The 2,846-nt window shown below is 55.1% G+C and carries 3 protein-coding genes; all 3 read right to left on the bottom strand.

What is annotated here, in order from left to right:
• Positions 1–165 precede the first annotated feature (165 nt).
• Complete coding sequence (locus tag ABYW01_RS18470) at positions 166–1,077, bottom strand: acetaldehyde dehydrogenase (acetylating) (RefSeq protein WP_372835689.1); 912 nt, start codon at positions 1,075–1,077, stop codon at positions 166–168.
• An 11-nt stretch (positions 1,078–1,088) separates the two neighbouring features.
• Positions 1,089–1,874, bottom strand: a complete 786-nt coding sequence (gene dmpE, locus ABYW01_RS18465; RefSeq protein ID WP_372835686.1) for a 2-oxopent-4-enoate hydratase — start codon at positions 1,872–1,874, stop codon at positions 1,089–1,091.
• A 148-nt stretch (positions 1,875–2,022) separates the two neighbouring features.
• On the bottom strand, positions 2,023–2,846 hold an 824-nt coding region (locus ABYW01_RS18460; RefSeq protein ID WP_372835683.1), incomplete at its 5' end, for a VOC family protein.

Below are 2,846 nucleotides of genomic sequence, written 5' to 3'. Positions count from 1 at the left end.
GTGGGTGACTTCGATCAGTGGCATGCCTGCCGCATCTAGTCCGGTGGCCACATCCACCATCTGATCCAGTGAGATCTGGTGACGTTTGGCATGCATACCGTCACGCAGACTCATATCGTGAAGGATGACTTTTTTATCTTTCAGATTCATAGGGTTATCCTCCGCTTAACCGCGATTGGGCAGGGTGATGGAACCGTTCGCCGCTTCTTCGGCAAACATCTCAGCGGTGCGCAAACCGGCCGCTGTCATGATGTCCAGATTGCCTGCGTATTTCGGCAGGTAGTCACCCAGACCTTCCACTTCCATAAACATGGAGACACGGTTGCCATCGAACACTGGGCCATTCACCAGACGGTAACCCGGTACATATTTCTGCACCTCTTTCACCATCGCGTGCACGGATTCGGTGATCGCGGCTTCGTTCGGCGCTTCTTTGGTCAGGCAGTGCACGGTGTCGCGCATGATCAGCGGCGGTTCCGCCGGGTTGATAATGATGATCGCCTTGCCTTTGTCCGCGCCGCCGACTTTCTCTACCGCAGCGGCCGTGGTGCGGGTGAATTCGTCGATGTTTTTACGCGTACCGGGACCGGCGGAACGGGAGGATACGGTGGCGATAATCTCGCCGTATTCCACGTCCTGAACCTGAGATACGGCGGCCACCATTGGGATAGTCGCCTGACCACCACAGGTCACCATATTGACGTTCATCTCCAGATTCTGCGCATGCTCAGCCAGATTCACCGGTGGTACACAGAACGGACCAATCGCAGCGGGGGTCAGGTCAATCATGATCACACCCAGCTCGTTCAGCTTGCGGCTGTTCTCGGCATGCACGTACGCGGAGGTGGCATCAAAGGCGACACGGATATCGTCTTCGATCACGTGGGGCAGCAAACCGTCGACGCCTTCAGCGGTGGTTTTAATACCCATCTCCTGAGCACGTTTCAGGCCGTCGGATTCCGGGTCGATACCGACCATCCAGACTGGTTCAATCCACTCGGAGCGGAACATTTTGATCAGCAGATCGGTACCGATATTGCCCGGTCCGATAATTGCGGCTTTGAGTTTTTTACTCACGGTCAGCCTCCTTAGACAAATTTAACTGAGGCGGAACCGATGCCGCCGATAGAAACAGACATGTAGTCGCCAGCCTGTACCGGCTCCAGCGGTACCAGAGAACCGGACAGAATCACTTCACCGGCTTTTAGCGGGATACCAAACTGACCCAATGTATTCGCCAGCCATGCAACAGCGTTCAGTGGGCTGCCCAATGCGGCAGCGCCTGCGCCGGTGGAGATCACTTCGCCGTTTTTCTCCACCACCATGCCGCAGGTGCGCAGATCAATTTTGCGTGGATCGGCCGCTTGATCACCGAGGATAAACAGACCGCACGAAGCGTTATCTGCCACGGTGTCCTGAATTTTTATCTGCCAGTTTTCAACGCGGGAATCGACCACCTCAAAGCAGGGCACAACGAAGTCGGTTGCTGCCAGTACCTGAGCGTTGGTCACGCCGGGCCCCATCAGGTCTTTCTTTAAAATGAAGGCGATCTCACCTTCCGCTTTTGGCTGGATCAGCTGCTCGCTGATCGGCATCTCCTGACCCTGACTAAATGCCATTTTGTCTGTGAGATACCCGAAATCGGGTTGGTGCACATTCAGCATGTTCTGCACCGCTTTGGAAGTGATACCGATCTTTTTGCCGATCACCACTTCGCCCTGTTTTTTACGCATCTCCAGCAGGGCGGTGGAAATATGGTAGGCGTCCTCGACGGTCATATCGGGCGCTTCGCTGGTCAGCGGCGCAATGGGTGCGCGCTCACGCAAAGCCCCAAGAATACGCTCGGCGTATCCCTGAATCTGTTCTGTATTCATAGTTCACCCTAACGCTCAAAGGTCTCCCAAATGGGAAAAAAGGGGCACCGTAGCGGTGCCCAAAAGTGCAAGATAATGAGTGCAATATCTTGGTTCAGGATCGATTCTTAGTGTGTTCTCAGGTTATCTGGGGAGGGGAATAGCGGTCTTATTCGACCAGATTATGGCCCCAGATTTTGGGTGCGTTATACAGCTCCACATCCCAGGCATCGCTGTCGTGAATTTCAGCACCGCCGTAGCCATACTCGATCGCAAACCCTGCCGGAGTGACCATATAGAAGGAGGTCATCTTATCGTTGGTGTGTTTGCCCAGCGTCAGTACCAGCGGTACGTCCAGCTCAGATACGCGGTCGTAAGCGCGACCCACATCATCGATATCTTCAGCCTGCAGCATAAAGTGGTTCAGTTCGCCGGCTTCGGTGCCGAAACACGGGTTACAGACGGCTACCGAGTGATGGCGGGGGTTGCAGTGCAGGAAGGTCGCTTTCGCCACATCCCAATGGATGTAGTCGGAGATCTTCATGCCCAGCGCTTCGCGGTAGAACTTCACCGCCGCCTGCGTATCTTCGTGACACATCAGAATGTGTCCCATGCCCAGATCGCCGGTGTTGAAAGCGCCAAAACGCGGGCAGCTGGGGGTATACGGCTGGTTGTCGTGGAACGGGGAGAGGCAAACTTCGAACGGCACATTGTCCGGCCCACGGAACTTCATCAGCTCCAGTACCATGCGGTCCTGTTTATCGGCTTCGGAGGCCATCTCTACGCCAATACCCATGCCTTGCAGGTGGTTGTAGAGCGCCTGAAACTGGTCAATGGTATCCACTTCCCAGCCGATGTAGGCCAGAGAGTCCTGATCACTGTCGACAAAACTCAGACGGTGATGATGCCCGTCCATTCGCAGGTTGATCTGTCCGTCAGCGCTATCGCTGCGCTGTTCCAGACCCAGAATGTCAAAAAGGATGGTACGCCACT

This window comes from Pontibacterium sp., assembly GCF_041587635.1.
Taxonomy (GTDB): Bacteria; Pseudomonadota; Gammaproteobacteria; order Pseudomonadales; family Balneatricaceae; genus Pontibacterium.
Note: the sequence above shows the minus strand (reverse complement) of the source record. Positions and strands in the feature narration are given on the sequence as shown.